We start from the raw sequence: 16,704 nt of genomic DNA, 5'->3' as shown, positions 1-16,704 counted from the left end.
TTCTTGATGAGCTCACTTCTGTCAGATCTTTTTCCAGGCATATATCATGTTTCCAAAAAATAAAATGATTAAAGTGTGGAAACGTGGGGAAAAGGACACATTGGAAGGAGTGGAAGTAGTGAAAGTTAATATAAATCTGTTTAGAAGCGCTGCTTTTGTATTATTAGCAGGGGTAATCTCCTTGTTATTTGTGAATGATACAAAGGCAGCCTATGAATCTTCCTGGAGGATTGAACCTCCGGAATATATTGCAGAGGCACAGCTGCCGCTTGTTGAAGATCTGCGTCTTTTGGAAAACCGGACGGTATCACTTGAGTCAAAAAGGCTGGTTCAGAATGATACAGCTTCAACGTTTATCGCGTCAAAGCTTGCTTCATCTGAGGACAAGGTGATCCCGCGACACGTAAAGGACAACCCTAAAAAGGTTGTTACTGCAACGGGTTATACAGCCGGTGAGGAATCTACGGGTAAAAATCCCGGAGATCCGCTTTATGGTATTACGTTTTCAGGTGTTGAGGTAACACGAGATCACTATTCTACCATTGCAGCTGACCCGAAAGTATTCCCGATTGGATCGATTTTATATATTCCCGGCTATGGCTATGGCGTTGTAGCGGATACAGGCAGCGCAATTAAAGGTAATATTATTGATCTGTATTATGATACTGTAGATGAAGTATTTAATGAGTGGGGTAAGCAGAAGGTTGAAGTCTATGTGTTAAAAGAAGGCGATGGAACCTTTACCGAAGAGGAACTTCATAAATTGAATCAGGGTGCCTGACTGAAAAGAGCCGGAAACCGTTCAAATATTGAAAGGTTTCCGGCTCTTTTATTTTTTAATAAGGAGATTCTAGATGGTCGTAAGCTTCCGGATGTAACAGCTTACCCAGTTTAATTAAACCTTCTATCAAACGTGGTGATGGCCGGCAGTATAATTCTTCTTCAAGAATATGAATGCGGTTCTCTTTTACCGCATCCAGTTCTGATGAACCGGGGCGTTTTTTGATAACGGCAGGATTTACACGGCTTGTCTGAACACCTACCCATGCCAGGCAGATATGGTCAGGGTTGCGAAGACACACGTCATTCCAGTCGGTCTGCACACTTGCCAGCCCCACATCCTGAAACACATTACTGGCACCTGCCAGCTCACTGATCTCGGTCAGCCAGTTGACGCTGCCTGGTGTGAAAATCGGATTTGGCCACCACTCCCAATAAAGTGAGGGCTTTTCAGTAAGCTGTGCGCTGATCCTTTTACATTCGGTTAATACATCTTCTATATCCTGACACACCTTCAATGCACGCTCCTCTGCTCCGGTCAGCTTGCCCAGTGTCAGAAGGTCTTCTTTCATATCAGCTATGCTCTGAGGGTTGAAAATCGTATGGGGAATCCCCCTGCGATCAAGCTCCTCAATATTCTTTTCCATGCCCGGGACACTCAGCGAAGATAATACGAGATCAGGCTGAAGCGATTCTACCAGATCAATATTGATAGACAGATCCGGTCCAAGCTTCGGGAGCGTTCGAACCGATTCCGGAAAATCAGAATAGTCATCGACTGCGATTAATGATTCTGTCAGTCCAAGTGCTTCCACCAGTTCAGTATTACTCGGACAAAGTGAAACGATTTTCATGAGCCAGGCACGTCCTTTTTACAGTGATAATAAATAATGAAGCAGCAGTGTCAGAAGAATTCCCGTTAAACCCCCGAAGAAAACCTCAATCGGCTTATGTCCAAGAAGTGTTTTTAATTCTTTTCTCTTTTCCTCTTCATCTTTTTTCTGCCAGCCTTTTGCCTCTGATACGAGCTTGTTGAAATCTCTCATCAGCTGGTTAATCACGGCTGCCTGCTCTCCAGCCTGAAAGCGCACACCGGTTGCATCAAACATCGTGATAATTGCAAAAACAGTGGCCAGGGCGAAGATAGGCGAAGCAAGACCTGATTCAAGTGCAATTCCAGTCGCAAGTGCGGTAACGGCAGCAGAGTGAGAGCTCGGCATACCGCCAGTTGATGTGACAAGTGACCAGTCCACCTTGCGTGAAGCAATGAATTGGATCGGCACCTTGACGACCTGGGCAAATATAATAGCGAATAAGGATGCCCAGAGGGGGAAGTTAGTGAAGATTTCCATGAAGTGTTTCATTCCTCTCTAGCGGCCGGAATCGACAGTTTTGTTGAAATTATAACACATTTTAAAGCTTTGCCGGACAATGGTTCACACGTTATTCGAAATAAACAGATATTTAACGTATACTTAACAATGGAGGTGTTTTTTAATGAAATGGACAATACATAATACAGAAGAAGTTTTAAACACACAGCACGATTATCTGCTGACTGCGGTCTGGAACCGCCCGACGGTTGAGGGATTTACAAAAGAGCTTGATCAGGCTCTTGAAGGTAAATTAACTGACCTCATTAAAGAAGGGGACATCGAGACAAAAAAGAAAGCCGTTTCTTTTCTCCCGACACTTGGTTCGCTTGAATCTAAACGGGTTGTGTTTTTAGGTCTTGGTAAAGAAAATAAGCTGACGTTTGATTTATTACGGGAAGCGTTTGGATCACTTGCGAAAGAGCTGAAAAAGAAAAAGGTCAATACGCTTGCGATCGCACTTGATTCATTTACAACGGATGAAGTGGATGCTACGGATGCAGCTCAGGCTTTATCAGAAGGTCTGATCCTTGGTGGATATGAATTTGAAGGATATAAAAAGAAGCCAAATGTAGCGGATGTAAGGCTTGAAAACATCACGATTTATTCCAATCACGATGCTCAGGAATTACAGGCGGCGCTGGAAGTTGGAGAAGCAATGGCAATCGGGACAAACGAAGCCCGTACACTTGTCAATATGCCGTCCAATCTATTAACCGCAGTCAAAATGGCGGAGTACGCACAGGAGCTTGCGGACCGCCACGGCTTTGAGGCAGAGATTCTTGGCAAAGAGGAAATTGAATCACTTGGAATGGGTGCGCTTTTAGCGGTGAATCAGGGCTCTGAAATCCCGCCGAGAATGATTGTTCTGAAGCATAAAGGAAAAGAAGAGTGGAAAGACGTACTTGCCCTTGTCGGAAAAGGAATTACGTTTGATACAGGCGGCTATTCAATCAAACCGAAGGATGGCATTGTCGGCATGAAGGCAGATATGGGTGGAGCGGCAGCCGTTCTTGGTGCAATGGAGATCATTGGCCGTCTGCAGCCTGAGCAGAACGTGATGGCTGTCATTGCTGCAACAGATAATATGGTCAGCCATACCGCATTTAAACCGGATGATGTCATTACGTCCCTCAGCGGAAAAACGATCGAAATTCTGAATACGGACGCTGAAGGCAGGCTTGTGCTTGCAGATGCCGTCACGTATGCAAAACAGCATGGAGCCGATTATCTCGTTGATGTTGCGACACTTACAGGCGGTGTCATCGTAGCGCTCGGTCTTGATAAGACAGGGGCACTGACCAATAATGAGCCTTTCTTTGAAAAGGTGCTGGAAGCGTCTGCTGAGGCGGGAGAGTTTATCTGGCAGCTGCCGTACACTGAAGGAGATCGCAAGCGTGTTCGCAACAGTCCGGTCGCTGATTTGAATAATTCACCAGGCCGTGATGGGCATGCGTTGTTTGCAGGCGCGTTTATCGGGGAGTTCACAGAAGGAACACCGTGGGTTCACCTTGATATTGCCGGAACAGCAACAACAAAAGCGCCACATTCATTAGGGCCGGCCGGAGCGACGGGTGTCATGGCCAGAACGCTGGCGTTACTGACGGAGCAGTTTTTGTTAGATAACGAATAATCAAGTTGAAAGGCCGGGACACATGTTTTGTGTTCCGGCTTTTTTAATTTGGCGGATCGTAAGCGTGCCGGTCCATTCTTTAAAATTTTCACGCAAATTAGACTTTCTGTTGAAGCGTTGACAGATAAACCTTGAGTTGGTATGGTTTTAAAGGTGTTTTAATACGTTACCTGTTTAGCAGAGTAAAGAACTTATCGTTAGAGGAGATTTTATACATGAATGCTGTTATTATAGCGGTTTTAGTTATGCTTATTTTAAGTCTCCTTCGTGTAAATGTAGTGATTGCGCTGATTGCCGGTGCGGCAGTCGGTGGACTTGCAGGCGGTTTATCCGTTGAAGAGACAGTTGCTGTATTTTCAGAAGGAGTTGGTGGCGGTGCGAATATTGCCCTGAGCTATGCATTACTCGGTGGCTTTGCCGTAGCGATTTCTTATACAGGTTTACCTAAACTGATGGTGGATAAGATTATCAAGATGGTCAGCAGGAAAGGAGAAGCACGTGAACAGGTTCTGCCAAGAGTTTTAATCATTCTGGCGATTCTGTTCATCTCATGTCTATCTCAAAATGTTGTTCCAGTGCATATTGCTTTTATCCCGTTATTAATTCCACCATTATTACTTGTTATGAATGAGTTAGGCATTGACCGCCGACTCATTGCAACAGTGATTACATTCGGATTAACGGCACCATACATTTTGCTGCCATATGGGTTTGGACAAATATTCCATGATACAATTGCTACAAATATGGAACTGAGCGGTCTTGCGATTAATATGAGTGATATTCCTTTTGCGATGCTCATCCCGACTTCAGGCATGGTACTTGGTTTACTGATTGCAATCTTTTTCAGCTACCGGAAGCCTCGTGAATATCGTAACCGCAAAATATCAGCTGCTGATGAAATGTCTAATAAGGTCATTTCCACAAAGGATCTAATCGTTACGATTATCGCAATCATTGCAGCACTTGTGATTCAGTCTATCTTCCAGTCTATGGTCTTCAGTGCAGTGGTCGGGCTTGTGATTCTGTTTATCTCAGGAACAGTTAAATTATCTGATCAGGATCAGCTGATGATTGATGGAATGAAGATGATGGCCTTTATTGGATTTGTCATGATTTCCGCCAACGGTTTTGCCGAAGTAATCGGTGAAACAGGAGCAGTTGACAGCCTTGTAAACAGTACATCTGATGTGATTGGTGACAATAAAGCACTGGCTGCACTATTAATGCTGGTTGTCGGTCTTGTCGTGACGATGGGGATCGGATCCTCGTTTGCGACCGTTCCGATTATTGCTGTTCTATTTGTACCGCTGTCGCTGGAGCTTGGATTCAGCCCGCTCGCTACAATTGCTTTGATCGGAACAGCTGGTGCGCTTGGAGATGCTGGGTCACCGGCCTCAGACAGTACGCTTGGGCCAACAGCAGGTTTGAATGCGGATGGTCAGCACAATCATATTTGGGATACGTGTGTTCCAACCTTTATCCACTACAACATTCCGCTGATTATATTCGGCTGGATTGCAGCAATGGTATTATAAAAATCAAACGGCTTCCTGGAGGATCAGGGAGCCGTTTTTATGTGGAAAACCTGATATTATGAATAGTCATTCATGTTTTTCTTGCGTCACTCACAAAAATACGTCACGATAAGATCAGGAGGCGATGAAATGGATCAGAAAAATTGGGCGCAGCATACGCTGATGGATGCTTTAGGCATCGAAATGAAGGAAGTAGGAAAGGGCAAAGTCATTGCGGAAATGCCGGTAGACGGAAGAACCCATCAGCCGTTTGGATTTTTACACGGTGGAGCATCTGTGGCACTTGCAGAAACAGTAGCGAGTGTCGGTTCAGCCGCGCTTGTGGATCTTGAACATAACCATTGCTTTGGCCTCGAGATTAATGCCAATCATATTAAAGCAAAAAGGGATGGCGTTGTTACGGCAATTGCAGAGGTCATACATAGCGGAAAATCAACGATGGTCTGGAGTATCAGAATTGTGGATGAGGAAGGAGATCTGATCTGCATTTCCAGATGTACGGTTGCAGTCGTACCAAAAAAGAAGTAACGTTTACTTTTTCTGTTTAGTGGAAAATATCCACTAAACGAAAGGGTGGTGCTTGACCAATGCCATGGAATAAAAACGATTATCCTGATTCATGGAAAAATCTTGAGCCGGCTGTACGTAACAAAGCGATTGAGATTGGGAATGCGCTGGTTGAAGAAGAGGGATATGAAGAAGGCCGTGCCATCGCCATTGCAACGGACCGTGCCAAAAAATCCATCCAGCAGGGTGACCAGGATACGTATGAGATCAGACCGCATGAAGATGGATGGCAGCTGATCAAAGAGGGTTCTCATAAAGCGATTTATAAGGAAGAAACAAAGTCTGCGCTTGAAGACAAAGCCAAATCTTATGTGACAGACCATAATGGTATACTCAAAGTATTGAAAGCGGATGGATCCGTTGAACAGACTTTGTATAAAACATAAAAAACATCCCGGGAGCGATCCCGGGATGTTTTTACTTTCTACTTTTCGCTTTTTCATGTTTCTCTTTATCAGCAAGATCATCTACGACGGTTTCGGGTGCCGGTTTTACTCCCATATTATACGCTGCACGGGCAATTAAATGACCGCCAACCGGAGCGGTGATCAGGACAAAGAAAATACCCAGTACAATTCTTGAATTGAACATACCATCCTCTGTCAGAAAGAAGATAAGCGTTCCGATTAAGATACACATGACCCCAAGTGTTGCGCTTTTAGATGCAGCATGCGTTCTTGTATAAAGGTCAGGTAACCTGATCAGCCCGATTGCCGTCACAACTGAAAAAAACGCACCGATCAGGATAAAGCCCGCTACGAAATATTCACTTATGTCGTTCACGGTCCACAATCGCTCCTTTCTCTAGATATTTGGAGAAAGCAACGGTGCCGATAAAGGCAAGAATACCAAGCAGCAAAATGACTTCCAAGAAGACACTTGAATCAAGCAGCATCGAAAACAGACCAGTCATGGCAATCAGACTGATGCCAAGAGAATCCAGTGCAACCACGCGGTCAGCTGCAGAAGGTCCTTTGACTACACGTATTACGATTCCGATCATGCTTGCTGCAACACCAACAAGCGCGATATAAATAGCAATAGTCAGCATCAGCGGCTCACCTCCATGATTGCTTTCTCAAAGCCTTTTTTAATCGATTCAACAGTTCCTTTTATATCGGTTGCATTTAAAGCGTGAATATAGAGTGTACTGTTATCATCACTGACATCAACAACCAGTGTACCTGGGGTTAATGTTATCAGCAGGGAGAGAAGAGTTACTTCCCATTCTCTTTCAAGCTTTGTATCATACTTAAATATACCGGGTTTTAAATCAAGTTTCGGCCTGAGAACGATAACCAGAACCTCAATATTTGCTTTGATCAATTCAATAACAAAAAGGATTGTCAGTTTTATTACTGCCCATACCCTGATCAAATAGACTCTATCCTTAAAGAATCGTCGCATAGCAAGAATCACCAGAATACCTAGGAAGTATCCAATGATAAAGCTGGATAACGTGAAAGAGCTCGTCAGGAACATCCAGAGGAACGCTAAAAAGAAATTTAATAATACTTGAAATGCCATATCACATTACTCCTTTAATACTGCTTCAATATAGATTGCAGGATCGATGAGTGGTTCTACCGCCATGGTAATAAACGGGCGTATTGCTTCTGTTCCGACGCCATAGAAAATGGCGATCAGAACAAGTGCAGCCGCCGGGACCCATAGACGATTTGCCAATTTGGCTTTTGCCCCGTGATACGCTTTTGGTGTTCCCCAGAAGCCATTCATGAAAATCTTCATGGCTGAATATAAAACGAGCAGACTTGAAATGAGGACAAGTAGTGGTCCTACAATATCTCCAGCTTCAAATCCTCCCTGAACAATCAGCAGCTTCCCGATAAATCCGCTTAAAGGAGGTATTCCTGCAAGCGCCAGTGCAGCAACAAAATAGGTCCAGCCGATTCTTGGGTAATCGCGTATCATTCCCCCCATGTCCTTCAGGTGGCTGGATCCTGCGATTGCGATCATAATACCGACAAGCAGGAAGAGTGCGGCTTTAATCACCATATCATGCAGCAGATAGAAGACTGCACCTTCAAGTGAAGCTGGTGTCATGGCTGCTACTCCATAGAGGATGACACCGACTGCCACGACAATGTTGTAAATAATAATCGTTTTGACTTCCCTGTATGCTACAGCACCTATAACGCCAACAACAATACTTAACAGCGCCAGGACTCCTAATATTTCATGCGTATATCCCGTGTCCTGTGTGAAAAACAGCGTATACGTTCTCAGAATAGAGTAGACACCGACTTTTGTTAAAAGAGCACCAAATAAAGCGAGCACCGGAATAGGCGGGGCACTGTAAGAGCCGGGTAGCCAGAAATAAAGTGGTACAATTGCGCCTTTTAGACCAAATACTAAAAGAAAGAAAATCGCAATGACCGTTATAATACCTGAATTTCCAAGTTCGCTGATGCGCTGGGAAATATCAGCCATGTTCAGTGAACCGACAACAGCGTACAAGTATGCTACTGCTGTTACAAATAATGCTGAGGAAATGACGTTGATCAGCACATATTTAATGGATTCACGAAGCTGAGCTTTCTTACCACCTAAAACAATTAAGAGGTAAGAAGAAATCAGAAATACTTCAAAAAATACGAACAGGTTGAAAATATCGCCTGTTGTAAAAGCCCCATTAATTCCTACAAGGAGAAACATCACACCGATATAGAAAAAGAAGCTTTCATACTTATCATCCATATAAATCATTGCATACCAGACAACAAAGAAGGTCAGAATGCTTGACGTTAATACAAGTAATACAGATAGCATATCTGAAACCAGTGTGATCCCATATGGCGCAGGCCAGCTGCCCAGATTTAAGGTTTGGATGCCATTCGCTTTCACCTCAGCAGCTAAAACGATGGATGCAACAATGGTTGCACCGATCGCGGTCAGTGAGATGAATCGCTGTGCTTTAATACGCTTCGGGAAAAACATTAAAATCACAGCGGTTAAAAGCGGAATGAGAATCGGCAATAGCGGTAAGTTAATCATTTGATTCATTCCCTTTCATTTCTTCCATATTGTCAGTACCAAGATCCTGATAAGCACGGTAGGCAAGTACCAGGAAAAATGCTGTTACCCCGAAGCTGATAACAATCGCTGTCAGTACAAGTGCCTGTGGAAGAGGATCTGTATAAGAAGTCACGCCATCCTTTAGCACAGGTGCAGCACCAGTTTTAAGCCCGCTCATTGTAAGGATCAGCAAGTGCGCGCCATGACTGAGCAATCCTGTACCGATAATAACCCGCAATAGACTTTTCGAAAGAATTAAATATACGGCTGATGTGAATAACACACCAATCACAATCGACATTAAAATTTCCATTATTCGCTCTCTCCAATCGTTTGAATAATGGTCATTGTTATACCAATTACAACCAGATACACTCCCGTATCAAACAAAACGGCTGTATGCAGAGACGTTTTCCCTAATAACGGAAGATCAAAGTAATCATATGCATGTGTCAAAAACGGTTCATTGAATAACAATGCCCCTGCACTTGTTAAAACGGCAATCAGTAAACCTGCTGCTGTCATGACCTGATAATTAAAAGGCAGGACTTTATTTAACGTTTTAACATCATAGGCGAGCAATAATAAAACGAGTGCAGCTGCAGTCATCAATCCGCCGATAAAACCTCCTCCGGGCGTGTAATGTCCGGCAAAGAATAAGTTGATGGAGAATAAAATGATGATAAATGAAATGACTGTTGTAACGGTTTGTAAGATGACATCATTTGGTTTCTTCATCCTTTTTGCCTCCTTACTCCACGGAAGTGAACCATTGCATAAATGCCCAGAGCGGCAATTCCAAGTACACAGATTTCGAACAATGTATCAAAGCCCCGGAAGTCAACAAGGATGACGTTAACCATGTTTCCGCCGGCAGCAAGCTTATACACATTATCAATATGATACTGCGAAATAGATTCAAATACAGAGCTGTTACTGTAAGCAGAAATGGCAATCAGGGTGATGGTTACACCGACAAGAATCGAAATGACTGCATTTCCAAGTCGGAAGCCCATACGTTCTTCCTTCCGGCTGATTTCCGGTAAATGATAGAAACACAGCAGGAACAATGCAACTGATACAGTCTCAATCACGAGTTGTGTTAACGCCAGATCCGGTGCTCTGAAGAATACAAAGAATAATGCAACAGAGTAACCGACTGCACCTAACGCAACAATCGACGTCAGTCTGGATTTAGCAAATAGAATCGTAATGGCAGATGCAAGCATCACAACAGCCAAAATGACTTCATAAATCCGGATCTCCGCAAGGTTGGACGTATCAATTGAAAATGCATCGCGCACGACTAGCGTTGATAGCAAAATGGCGACAAAAAATCCGAAAATATAAAGCAGATAGGTTCTCATATAACCTGTCATAACGCCTTCAGTCAGCCTGAAGCTTCCGGACTCCCCTTTTTCAAGCCCGCGGTCATACACACCATTGATTGTAAACTGTTCAGGAATCCGGTTATAAATACCTTGCCATTTGCCAAGCGTGGCGTACAACAGTGTACCGAACAGCACAATCCCGAGCGTCATAAAAAGTTCAGGTGTAAATCCGTGCCAGAAATAAATGTTTACGTATACCTCCTGGCCCGATTCAACAAGGCTTGGCAGAATAGCCTCTACAGCAGGTTTAATCATACTTTTTGACAGCAGATTCGGGAAAAATCCGAATACAACCACCAGTGCGCCAAGGACGATTGGTGAAATGAGCATTCCGATTGGCGCTTCGTGAGGCTTCTTTGGAAGCTTATCAAGCTGAAGTTTGCCAAGGAACGTCTTAAACAGCAACATAATGCTGTAGATAAACGTGAACACACTTGCAATCCAGGCAATAACAGGGAATAAAATGCCCCATGTATCCATGGAGAACAAATTAAATTCAAGAATTTCAAGTGTGGCAAGCAGGAACATTTCCTTACTCAGGAAACCGTTGAACGGCGGTAATCCTGCCATCGAAAATGTGCCAATTAATGCAATGGTAAATGTAATCGGCATCAGATTCACGAGTCCACCGAGATTTCGAATATCACGTGTACCGGTTTCGTGATCCACAATACCTGCCACCATGAACAGGCTTCCTTTAAAGGTTGCGTGATTGATCAGGTGGAATACGGCGGCAATCGTTGCACCCATATAAATATTCTCATCCAGCTGATCAAAATGCAGAGCAGCAGCACCAAGGCCGAGCAGTGACATAATTAAACCGAGCTGTGAAATAGTCGAGAATGCAAGAATTCCTTTTAAGTCTGTCTGTTTAACTGCATTAAAGGAACCCCAGAACAGGGTGAAAAGTCCGAACCCTGCAACAAGCCAGAGCCAGATACCTGACTCTGCAAATACCGGACTCATGCGGGCAACAAGATAAATCCCCGCTTTAACCATCGTTGCAGAGTGAAGATAAGCCGATACAGGTGTAGGTGCTTCCATGGCATCCGGAAGCCACACGTGAAACGGAAATTGTGCTGATTTTGTAAATGCTCCGAGTAAAATCAGAAGCATGGCTGGGATAAACATTGGATCCTGCATGAGTGATCCTGACATACCGATTAATTCCTGGATGCTGAAGGTTCCACTCATAATATAGAGAAGAACAATCCCTCCAAGCATGGAAAGTCCTCCGAAAACGGTGATCAGCATTGATTTTTGAGCCCCGTATCTCGAACGCTCTTTATCGTACCAGTAACCGATCAGGAGGAATGAGGAAATTGAAGTGAACTCCCAGAACATATACAGGACGATCAGGTTGTCAGATAAAACGACACCAAGCATCGCACCCATGAACATGAGTAAATAAACATAAAAATTATGGAGTGCTTCTTTTTCTTTAGCAAGATAATAGATCGAATAGAGAACGACCAATGAGCCGATCCCCGTAATTAGCAGGGCAAACAAAAGCCCCAGACCATCAACATGAGCATTGAAATTGATCCCAAGTGATGGTATCCATTCAAACGTCTTTGAAACGGTCTGCCCCCCACTCGTCACCGGCAGGTACTGAATGAAATAAATAAACAGCGCCAGCGGCACAAGCAGAACGAACCATCCGGTATGAATATTCCGGAATCCCTTAAACAAAAAAGGGATGAAGACTGCCGCAATAAATGGCAGTACGATGGCAATATGAAGCAGCGACAAAGAAAATCCCTCCCTTGAACATTTATCACAATCACAATTGGCATTTAAATAAGGACTGTATTTGTATACATCCAGCCGTGCATACCCAGTCCTTTGTGACATGATCATTTTTTATACGTATAGCAAAAGTATAACGTAAAATGACGGTCTGTGCATAATGTAACACTTACGGTTACAGGCTTTATCAAAAACTATATATAGGTAGAAACGGGTATAAATAACCGAAAAAATTTTATAAGTGGTGTCGAAATTTGTTGCCTGATGAAAAGAATTTCAAGCTTTTATCGGGAGGACCTTCCAAAAAAATCATGAAAGGATTATGATTAAAAGAGAAATTTGGCTGGGAGCGTAATAAATGAAAAATACATATCTTACTGGATATTTACCGTTATTTTCAATCTTACTGTTCAGTCTCTCTTTCTCTGTTTATGGAGTGGGAGTGCTGACGGAATTATTTAAAGGGATCGGCATTTACGCAGGAATGAGGGAGTTCCTGTCAGAACTTGAACTGAAGCTGTTTGTCCTGATTCTTTTAATGATTATTTGTTTTATGATTTTAGCAGCGTTAAAACTGATAGCTGAAACCATCAATGAAGTGTCGCTGCTGTTTTTCTCCCGTGATAAAGAAGGGGAGGCATTGACGAAGGTTCGTGCGGGTTCACTCATTTATTTTTTCGGATCACTGGCGACGATCGTCAGCCTGCAGTCAATCGTGGGCCTGCTGATCATCTTCGCCCTGACTTCCGTCGTGTATTTCATGTATTTTGTGATTAAAGTCAGCTCAACCTTAAGCGCCGGCGGGACGATCGGAGTTATCCTATTCGAGATCGTCACATGGTCAGCGCTTGTGTCAGCAGTATTTTACGTAGTCTTAAGTCTTTACAACGGACTGCTCGGCAGCTTACCGATCCTGGAGCAGATATAAAAAAGGCGTTACACAAATTGTGTAACGCCTTTTTTGTTAGAATAAGGAAGTGGATAAGTCAGCGTATACACGGATTTTTCATTGCTATCAACAGGACTTTCTAGCCTACCGATAACACTACCTACTCTATCAACGTTTTAATTTCCCGTTACAATTGTTAAAAATGCTAATAGTGCCTGGTCATTCCGTAGACTCCTGCGGCAGTGAAGCGACAGGTGAGACAGCGTAGTGCGGAGCACTAGCTGGCTCACCGCGCGGCCGCGGAAAAGCGCGGAGGCGACTCGTCCAGCCCCGACAAGCATAAGGCGAAGATGAAAAGAGGACTGACCTTCGTCCTCGTTCATCTTTGACTTATGACCTCGAGGGGCTAGTCGCCGCAGCTAGACAATGGAAAGCGAAGGAATGGCCAGGCACGGTTTCTGAAATCCAAGTTTATTACACATAAACTAAGCGGAGATCATCGATTAATATCCTTCCAAATCAAATGGGCAGGGCGGTCGAGTTCGATGGACTGCATGTTTTTCGGTAAATCATGACCCACCCATACACCACTTGTGTACTCATTCGTTAACCCGACGGTCCAATAATCAAAGTATTCATTGGTTGTGCCTGTCTTGATCCCGATATATGGCTTCTCCAGATAGGCAGGGGACCCGGTTCCGGATCTGGCAGCTGTTGCGAGGAGCTCACGCATTTTAGCTGTTGTCTGCCCGGACCAGACAGGAATATAGTCCTTTGGCCATTCATAAAGCACGTTCCCCTGAAAATCAGTGACTTTTCTGATTGCGTGTGCCTGTCTGTAATTTCCATCAATAAAGCTTGTGTAGGCATCTGTCAGCTCAAGAGGGGAGACACCGTATGTGAATCCACCAGCAGCGGCTGCGAGCGTCTGATCACTCGGACCAACCTGATTAAAATCAAAAGCACTTAAATAGGCAAAGGATTGTTCCACACCTGTTTCTTCCATCATCCGTATCGCAGGGGTGTTAAGGGAAAGCAGAAAAGCGCGTGAAATAGACACGTCCCCGTATTCAACTCCACCGTAATTCTCCGGACAATAGTTCTGAAAGCAGTATGCATCCGAATTTACTGTTTGCGTGAGATAAGGCTGAAATGTCTCAATATAAGGCCCGTAAACGAGCAGCGGTTTGATGGCTGAACCCGGCTGACGGACAGCCTGATAAGCCCGGTTGAAATTGTATTTCTGATAGTTTTTGCCGCCGGAAAGACTGACAATTTCACGTGTCTGATTTTCGATCACCACTGCTGCACCTTCCACACCATCATATGGGAGGTTTGCCTTGACTGCTGCCACAGTCTGATTTTGCATTGCAGGGTCAAGCGCGGTATGGATATTGACGCCTGATTTTAAAACCTGCTGAACACGCTCATCAAGCCGTGCTTCAATCGAAGCTTTTTCAGACGTTTTCTTCGCCTTATTAAGCTGTTCTTTAAAACCTTCCTGGTAAGCAATCAGCTGACGCAGCTCATATTCCACATAAAACGTATAGTCGGGATGCAGATCATTGGATTCTGTCACACTAATTTTGATCGGCTCGGCTTTGAAGGCTGCCGCTTCTTCAGCAGTGATTTTCTGTTCCGTTACCATCAGGTCAATCAGGCGTTCCTGACGTTCCTTTGCCTGATCAAAGTTTGATAAAGGGTCGTATTTTCTCGGGTTATTCGGGATGGCGGCCAGAAAAGCCAGCTCAGCTTTTGTGAGTTCACTTAAATCCTTCTGAAAATAGTATTTCGATGCGGCCTTTATTCCGTATACACCATTGTTGTAGTAAATAATATTTAAATAGGCTGTTAAAATCTCATCCTTTGACCATTGGCTTTCAATTTCACTTGCATAAAACAGCTCCGTCATTTTGCGGTTATACGTTTTCTCCTGGGTCAAATACAGATTTCTTGCGAGCTGCTGGGTAATCGTACTGCCACCCTGCTCGATATGAGTGAAAACCAGGTTTTTGACAACTGCCCGAATGATCGCCCCTGCATCAAAACCGATATGGTCATAAAAATTCCGGTCCTCTGAATAAACCGTTACATCCTTTAAAAATTGAGGTAACTCTTCTGAGGTGGCGTGCATTCTCATGCCGGGTTCGCTTTTTGATATTTGTGCACCATTGCGGTCATAAATAAAGCTTGTCTGCTGAACAGTCTGTTCATCAAGCTGAACTTTTTCATCAAGTGCCCGCTGAAAATCAGACTGCGCCTGGATTTCTTTATTCGTTTGAAGCCAGAAGAAAATACATAACGGGATGAGGAGAAACACACCCATAAACCCCATGGTCATTCTCATCGCAGGAGTCTCCATTCTAAAGTTAGTTCACGGACGTTTGCTGTGCGCTTATTTGCCTGCGGCTCCACCATAAGAGGCTAAAGGCTCCCAGAAATAAAGCGCCTGTCACATAAAAGACGGAAGAAATTCCGATAAATCCGGAGATCACACCGCCAAAAACAGGGCCTGCCACATTGCCGAGAAAACGGAAGCTCTGATTATAACCAAGCACTTCACCCTGCATGGATACAGGTGCAGCGTGCCTGATAAAAGCTGTCACGCTCGGAATAATTCCGCCAATCGCGATCCCAAATAAGAATCGCAGAATCACAAGCTGCCATAATTCGGTTACGAGTGCCTGTGGAATGATGAAGAGGGCTGACAATACGAGAAGTATCACAAGAACTTTCTCATAGCCGATCGCGTCACCAAGTCTGCCCCAGCTTCGTGTAGCAATGAGATTGCCAAAGCCTGTTGCAGAAAAAGCCATCCCTGAAAGAAAGGCAATATTGGCTGCGCTCGTCAGTCCATCCACATACAGCGCTAAAAGTGGCTGAATACTGAAATTCGCCATCTGAACAAGAAAGGATAAGACCATCACAGTCATCAGCATGCGGTGACTCGTAATATGTCTGAACACTTCTTTTCTTGTATACGTCCGTTCTTTCTTTTTATCGGCATCTTTTTTCTTTTCTGAAATACCAAACATCACAACGGTTGCTGCAACTGAGATCGAAATCGCGGTGATCATAAAGGTGTAGCTGAAACCGAATGTATCTGCCATCAGCCCCCCAAGGAGTGGGCCGAATAATCCGCCGGTCACGGTTCCCATTTGAAGGGTGCCGAGTGTGCGGCCGGCAATATGCTTTGGTGTCTGTGAAGAGATAAGGGCAAGAGAAGTAGGAATAAAGCCGGTTACAACGCCCATCACCATTCGTAAGATAAACAGTCCTTCAACAGACTGAATGAATCCCATGAGAAAGATGCTGAAGGCAATGCCATAGCCGGTGATCATCAGAATCGGCTTATAGCCAAACCGGTCACCGAAACGTCCCCAGATCGGAGAGACAAAAAATGCAGTCAGAAACGTTACACCGAATACAAGACCGGACCATCTCTGAACATACTCGTCAGAAAAGTCACCCATTGTTTCTATATAAAGAGAGAGAAATGGAAGGATCATAGTAGCACTCGCTGCCACGAGGAAATTGGCGATCCACATAATAATTAAATTCTTTTTTTCGACTTTGATAACAAACACCTTCTAACATTCATCTGAATTATTTCGAGAGTCGTAACAAGTATAACGTAATAAAAAAACGATGCAACTTGAAATCTCTCACATTATGTCGTAAGAAAATTCAGACATTTATATGTGGATTACCCAACTGCATGGTATAATTAATCACATGAGAAAGGAGG

17 protein-coding genes are annotated in these 16,704 nt (G+C 44.0%); 6 read left to right on the top strand and 11 right to left on the bottom strand.

The window, feature by feature from the left end; translation table 11 throughout:
* Positions 1-118: 118 nt before the first annotated feature.
* On the top strand, positions 119-781 hold the full coding sequence (locus tag H7968_RS18125; protein ID WP_319799514.1) for a 3D domain-containing protein: 663 nt from the start codon (positions 119-121) through the stop codon (positions 779-781).
* 55 nt (positions 782-836) lie between these two features.
* Here H7968_RS18125 and H7968_RS16305 read toward each other — a convergent pair whose 3' ends face one another.
* Both H7968_RS16305 and H7968_RS16300 read right to left on the bottom strand, forming a co-directional pair.
* Positions 837-1,634: an ABC transporter substrate-binding protein gene (locus tag H7968_RS16305; protein ID WP_227397139.1), complete on the bottom strand. Its 798-nt coding sequence runs from the start codon at positions 1,632-1,634 to the stop codon at positions 837-839.
* Positions 1,635-1,652: 18 nt separating this feature from the next.
* Positions 1,653-2,132, bottom strand: a complete 480-nt coding sequence (locus H7968_RS16300; protein ID WP_227397138.1) for a divergent PAP2 family protein — start codon at positions 2,130-2,132, stop codon at positions 1,653-1,655.
* A gap of 145 nt (positions 2,133-2,277) precedes the next feature.
* Here H7968_RS16300 and H7968_RS16295 point away from each other — a divergent pair, with 145 nt between their 5' ends.
* The 4 genes from H7968_RS16295 to H7968_RS16280 all read left to right on the top strand — a co-directional run bounded on the left by H7968_RS16295 (position 2,278) and on the right by H7968_RS16280 (position 6,277).
* Entirely contained in the window at positions 2,278-3,786 is a 1,509-nt protein-coding gene (locus tag H7968_RS16295; protein WP_227397137.1) for a leucyl aminopeptidase, read from the top strand.
* A gap of 215 nt (positions 3,787-4,001) precedes the next feature.
* A complete protein-coding gene (locus H7968_RS16290; protein WP_227397136.1) occupies positions 4,002-5,324 on the top strand; it encodes a Na+/H+ antiporter family protein in 1,323 nt (440 codons plus the stop codon).
* Positions 5,325-5,453: 129 nt separating this feature from the next.
* Positions 5,454-5,852: a PaaI family thioesterase gene (locus tag H7968_RS16285; RefSeq protein ID WP_227397135.1), complete on the top strand. Its 399-nt coding sequence runs from the start codon at positions 5,454-5,456 to the stop codon at positions 5,850-5,852.
* A gap of 59 nt (positions 5,853-5,911) precedes the next feature.
* On the top strand, positions 5,912-6,277 hold the full coding sequence (locus H7968_RS16280) for a DUF2188 domain-containing protein (RefSeq protein ID WP_227397134.1): 366 nt from the start codon (positions 5,912-5,914) through the stop codon (positions 6,275-6,277).
* A gap of 31 nt (positions 6,278-6,308) precedes the next feature.
* On the opposite strand, the gene mnhG is transcribed toward H7968_RS16280, so the two are convergent.
* Genes mnhG through H7968_RS16245 form a run of 7 tightly spaced genes read right to left on the bottom strand, consistent with a single transcriptional unit; the run spans position 6,309 to position 12,070 of the window.
* Entirely contained in the window at positions 6,309-6,674 is a 366-nt protein-coding gene (gene mnhG / locus H7968_RS16275) for a monovalent cation/H(+) antiporter subunit G (RefSeq protein ID WP_227397133.1), read from the bottom strand.
* Positions 6,658-6,942 (bottom strand): Na(+)/H(+) antiporter subunit F1, encoded by a 285-nt coding sequence (locus tag H7968_RS16270; protein WP_227397132.1) that lies wholly within the window; start codon positions 6,940-6,942, stop codon positions 6,658-6,660. The genes mnhG and H7968_RS16270 overlap by 17 nt, the downstream gene beginning before the upstream one ends.
* Positions 6,942-7,418, bottom strand: coding sequence for a Na+/H+ antiporter subunit E (locus H7968_RS16265; RefSeq protein ID WP_227397131.1), 477 nt, complete (start codon positions 7,416-7,418; stop codon positions 6,942-6,944). Before H7968_RS16265 ends, H7968_RS16270 begins: the two co-directional genes overlap by 1 nt.
* Before the next feature lie 6 nt (positions 7,419-7,424).
* Complete coding sequence (locus H7968_RS16260; protein ID WP_227397130.1) at positions 7,425-8,906, bottom strand: Na+/H+ antiporter subunit D; 1,482 nt, start codon at positions 8,904-8,906, stop codon at positions 7,425-7,427.
* Entirely contained in the window at positions 8,899-9,240 is a 342-nt protein-coding gene (locus H7968_RS16255) for a Na(+)/H(+) antiporter subunit C (protein ID WP_227397129.1), read from the bottom strand. Before H7968_RS16255 ends, H7968_RS16260 begins: the two co-directional genes overlap by 8 nt.
* Positions 9,240-9,665, bottom strand: a complete 426-nt coding sequence (locus H7968_RS16250) for a Na(+)/H(+) antiporter subunit B (RefSeq protein ID WP_227397128.1) — start codon at positions 9,663-9,665, stop codon at positions 9,240-9,242. The genes H7968_RS16255 and H7968_RS16250 overlap by 1 nt, the downstream gene beginning before the upstream one ends.
* Entirely contained in the window at positions 9,662-12,070 is a 2,409-nt protein-coding gene (locus tag H7968_RS16245) for a Na+/H+ antiporter subunit A (protein ID WP_227397127.1), read from the bottom strand. Before H7968_RS16245 ends, H7968_RS16250 begins: the two co-directional genes overlap by 4 nt.
* 355 nt (positions 12,071-12,425) lie before the next feature.
* Here H7968_RS16245 and H7968_RS16240 point away from each other — a divergent pair, with 355 nt between their 5' ends.
* The gene (locus H7968_RS16240) at positions 12,426-12,995 is read left to right on the top strand and encodes a DUF5366 family protein (RefSeq protein ID WP_227397126.1); all 570 of its coding nucleotides are present in this window, start codon (positions 12,426-12,428) and stop codon (positions 12,993-12,995) included.
* 457 nt (positions 12,996-13,452) lie between these two features.
* Here H7968_RS16240 and H7968_RS16235 read toward each other — a convergent pair whose 3' ends face one another.
* Together H7968_RS16235 and H7968_RS16230 are read right to left on the bottom strand one after the other, a co-directional pair.
* Positions 13,453-15,303 (bottom strand): transglycosylase domain-containing protein, encoded by a 1,851-nt coding sequence (locus H7968_RS16235; protein WP_227397125.1) that lies wholly within the window; start codon positions 15,301-15,303, stop codon positions 13,453-13,455.
* Positions 15,304-15,325: 22 nt separating this feature from the next.
* Positions 15,326-16,534 carry an MFS transporter gene (locus tag H7968_RS16230; protein ID WP_319799516.1) on the bottom strand — a complete coding sequence of 403 codons (1,209 nt, stop codon included), beginning with the start codon at positions 16,532-16,534 and terminating at the stop codon, positions 15,326-15,328.
* Positions 16,535-16,704: the final 170 nt, after the last annotated feature.

The sequence above is a fragment of the Jeotgalibacillus aurantiacus genome (genome assembly GCF_020595125.1).
GTDB classification, from domain to species: Bacteria; Bacillota; Bacilli; order Bacillales; family Jeotgalibacillaceae; genus Jeotgalibacillus; species Jeotgalibacillus aurantiacus.
Note: the sequence above shows the minus strand (reverse complement) of the source record. Positions and strands in the feature narration are given on the sequence as shown.

Bases quoted from the DNA above. Each gene is read 5' to 3' on its own strand.
- H7968_RS16260 (WP_227397130.1), bottom strand. From the start codon at position 8,906: ATGATTAACTTACCGCTATTGCCGATTCTCATTCCGCTTTTAACCGCT.
- H7968_RS16255 (WP_227397129.1), bottom strand. From the start codon at position 9,240: ATGGAAATTTTAATGTCGATTGTGATTGGTGTGTTATTCACATCAGCC.
- H7968_RS16235 (WP_227397125.1), bottom strand. From the start codon at position 15,303: ATGAGAATGACCATGGGGTTTATGGGTGTGTTTCTCCTCATCCCGTTA.
- H7968_RS16305 (WP_227397139.1), bottom strand. From the start codon at position 1,634: ATGAAAATCGTTTCACTTTGTCCGAGTAATACTGAACTGGTGGAAGCA.
- H7968_RS16250 (WP_227397128.1), bottom strand. From the start codon at position 9,665: ATGAAGAAACCAAATGATGTCATCTTACAAACCGTTACAACAGTCATT.
- H7968_RS16285 (WP_227397135.1), top strand. From the start codon at position 5,454: ATGGATCAGAAAAATTGGGCGCAGCATACGCTGATGGATGCTTTAGGC.
- H7968_RS16295 (WP_227397137.1), top strand. From the start codon at position 2,278: ATGAAATGGACAATACATAATACAGAAGAAGTTTTAAACACACAGCAC.
- H7968_RS16290 (WP_227397136.1), top strand. From the start codon at position 4,002: ATGAATGCTGTTATTATAGCGGTTTTAGTTATGCTTATTTTAAGTCTC.
- H7968_RS16265 (WP_227397131.1), bottom strand. From the start codon at position 7,418: ATGGCATTTCAAGTATTATTAAATTTCTTTTTAGCGTTCCTCTGGATG.
- H7968_RS16270 (WP_227397132.1), bottom strand. From the start codon at position 6,942: ATGCTGACTATTGCTATTTATATCGCGCTTGTTGGTGTTGCAGCAAGC.
- H7968_RS16280 (WP_227397134.1), top strand. From the start codon at position 5,912: ATGCCATGGAATAAAAACGATTATCCTGATTCATGGAAAAATCTTGAG.
- H7968_RS16240 (WP_227397126.1), top strand. From the start codon at position 12,426: ATGAAAAATACATATCTTACTGGATATTTACCGTTATTTTCAATCTTA.
- H7968_RS16300 (WP_227397138.1), bottom strand. From the start codon at position 2,132: ATGGAAATCTTCACTAACTTCCCCCTCTGGGCATCCTTATTCGCTATT.